A 3,286-nucleotide genomic window follows, 5' to 3' on the forward strand; every position below is an offset into this window, starting at 1 on the left:
TGATAATCATCGGCCAAAACCCTGTCCTGCTGCCGTTGCTGAGAAGAGCTGATTACCACTGGTGAAAGCAGGAGTGAAAAGGCAGTGAAAAGTATTAGAAAAGCAAGTCTTGAATGCAAAATGATTCCCTTTAGACTCAGCACAAATTTCAAAGAAACATGTTGGTAACTTATTCTGACATCCCGCCCCCCTGGAGAGGATTACGGGCACGGCGTCAAATCTCCTCCACTTGTGGAATAAAGTATGGGTGTACGGGGGTATCCATGTCTGGGTGTAAAGATATTTTGATTCCATACGCCCATACTTCTTATAAGTCTTATTCTGCATACCTGGCAAGAACCTTTTCCAGATCTTTTAAGCGCACCGGTTTGGCCAGATAGTCATCCATGCCGGCCTTAAGGAACTTCTCCCGGTCCCCATGCATGGCGTAGGCGGTCATGGCGATTATGGGAATTCGGTTCTTAGATTCAGGTGAGGAATTGAGAGATTGAGGAATTGAGGGATTTGGGGATTCAGGGATTGGCTCTCCGACCTCCGAGGTCCGGTCTCCGTCCTCTGCCCTCTGCCCTTTATCCTCTGCTCCATGCTCCATGCCTGCCCCGTGAAACAGCCCAAAGGGCTCCCTGTCGTAGACTGGAGTTTCACTGGGGCTCCATGCCCCATGCTCCATGCTTCTTATCCGCCTCGTGGCCTCTACTCCATCCATGACCGGCATCTGGATGTCCATGAGGATACAGTCGAAATCCTGATGAGCTAGCAAATCCAGGGCCTGTTGTCCGTTTTCTGCAATGGTCAATGTATGTCCCAGTTTTTCCAGCATGGCCTGCAACAGATAATGGATAAGCCTGTCATCCTCGGCCATAAGGATGCGCAGTCCCTTTTTTGCTTTCTGCAGCTGCCCTTCCTGCTGATTCCTGTACTGGATCATTTCCCCGGGAAGCCTGAATGGCAGGGCCACGTACACCGTGGTCCCCTGATTTTCAGTGCTGTCAATGCTGATGCTGCCCCCCATGAGATCCACAAGACGGCGGATAATGGCCAGGCCCAGTCCGGCTCCCTGGTATCTGCGGGTATAGCTGCTGTCCACCTGGACAAAAGGCTGAAAAAGATTTTTAAGCCGGTCTTCGGGTATGCCTATGCCTGTATCCGAAATAACAAACAGCACTCTTTGTTCACCATCAGAGGAAGCCAGTGGGGTCATTTCCAGGGTGATCTCTCCTTCATCCGTATACTTGAAGGCATTGCCCAGCAGGTTGAACAGGATCTGACGCAGTCTTACCTCATCTCCCACAATCTTTTCCGGCATTTCCGGATCCAGTTTGCAGGACAGGGACACGTTCTTGTCTTTTATGTTGACTTTGAACAGGTCGGCTACGGAATCCACCAGCTCTCCGGGGTTGAACTCCTCATCAATGATTTCCATCTTACCGGCCTCCACCTTGGACAGATCCAGAATGTCCGACAAAAGCCGGGTCAGGCGATTGGCAGCAGTAATACCCAGATCAACAAATTCTTTCTGCTCATGGTCCAGGTCAGTGGTGGCCTGCAATACATCCAGCATGCCCATGATGCCGTTTAAAGGAGTACGCAGTTCGTGGCTCATGTTGGCCAGAAATTCGCTCTTGGCATGGTTGGCCGCCTCGGCCTGCTGCCTGGCCAGCTCCAGTTCCTGTTCAGCTTTTTTAATGAATGTAATATCCTGAATGCATACCAGAACCCTTCCCTGGCCACCCACTTCCAGATAGCTGGTGTTAAGCAGCAGGCATTTGCTGATATTTTCCCCTTCATGAAAAAAAGGCAGCCAGGCCTCAATATTTTTTCTGTTTTGCTGGTCTGAAAAAGTCTGCAACACACTCAATCTCACCCGGCATGTCTGACAGGCCTCCCCAAAGCCGCACCCCTCTGGATGATCCAGATGATTCAGGCAACGAAAAGCCTCACCAGCCCTTTGCCCCACCATCTCCTGCATGGGTCGGCCGGCAAAATCAGCAGTCACTCCATTGACTTTCTGCACACGTCTGTCTTCATCTACCAGGAGCATGGCCACAGGTGCATGCTCGTGAATGGCTGAAAGTTCAGCAGTAGTGCTTTGCAGTTCCTCCATCATCCGCCTGGACTCAGTGATGTCAAAAATATAATGAACATAAAGATCTTCTGAAAGCGGTGCCCATATTCCTTTATACCATGCCCCTTGATGTTCGACCTCTATTTGCTGCAATTGACCGCTTTTCCATAGCTCCGGTGCCAGGCAGAAAGAGCAGGGGGCATCGAGTAGAGCATGTGTCTGAAAACAGGTCTTACCCGGAACCGCACCCATTTCTCGCCCGGCCCTGTTGGAGGATACAATTTCCCGGGTACCTTTCTTCAAAAGGAAAGCAACACAGTTTGGTATGTTGTCCAGCAAGGCATTTCTAAGTTTGAACTCTTCTTCCAGGTGCTTCTCTACCCGCTTGCGCTCGGTGATGTCCCGGCAGACGCAGAATATGAGTTTTCGTCCGCCTATCACAGCTCCGTTGGTGCTGATTTCAACGTCATAGAATGTGCCGTCCTTTCTTCTATGACGAGTTTCGAAGTGGTCGCCTTCTGTGTCAACTCTTTGCAGTATTTCAAGAAGCTGTTCACGAGTGTAATGGGGCTGCCAGTCCCATAAATGAAGTTTCTGGACCTCATGGGAAGTGTATCCAAGCATGTCAGCAAAACGCCTGTTTGCTTCATGGACGCTACCATCATCATTTAATACAACAATCCCGTCCTTAGACTGATCAACAAGAATATGACGTTGAGCAGCCTCATTACGCAGATCATCTTCTACCAGTTTACGCTCTGTTATATCCGTAACAAAACCTTGATAATGGACTTCATTTTTTTCCTTATCGCGTATTGCCCTGGTTTTTTGGGAAGTCCAGATAATAGCGCCGTCCCTGCGGAGCATCCGATATTCATAATTTACCAGTTCGTCCTTTTCACTCAGAAGACGTTTGAACTCTTCTCTGTCATCAGCATCGGCATATAGTTGTGACGCAATATCTGTTACTGAAATCAGCATATCCTGCGGCGAATCGTACCCGAACATTCTGGCCAGGGCGGGATTGACAAAGAGTAACCTGCCCTCCGGCGTGGAAGTGTAAATGCCCATGGGGGCGTCTATGAACAGATCCTGACACTGTTCCGGGGAGGGAACAGATAAATCCTTGGAAGCAGGGTCCTGAGGCATGGTTTACTCCAAGCAGGTTTTAAAGATGACCAGCAAAAAAATTAAGCGCATGTAAAATAAAGTACCAATCCA

General features: G+C 49.4%; 1 protein-coding gene. It reads right to left on the reverse strand.

Translation table 11 applies throughout. The features are described from left to right. Positions 1-316: 316 nt before the first annotated feature. Complete coding sequence (locus D5S03_RS09440) at positions 317-3,214, reverse strand: PAS domain-containing hybrid sensor histidine kinase/response regulator (RefSeq protein ID WP_287043672.1); 2,898 nt, start codon at positions 3,212-3,214, stop codon at positions 317-319. Between the last annotated feature and the right edge of the window lie 72 nt (positions 3,215-3,286).

Source organism: Desulfonatronospira sp. MSAO_Bac3 (assembly GCF_003838035.1).
Lineage (GTDB): Bacteria > Desulfobacterota > Desulfovibrionia > Desulfovibrionales > Desulfonatronovibrionaceae > Desulfonatronospira > Desulfonatronospira thiodismutans.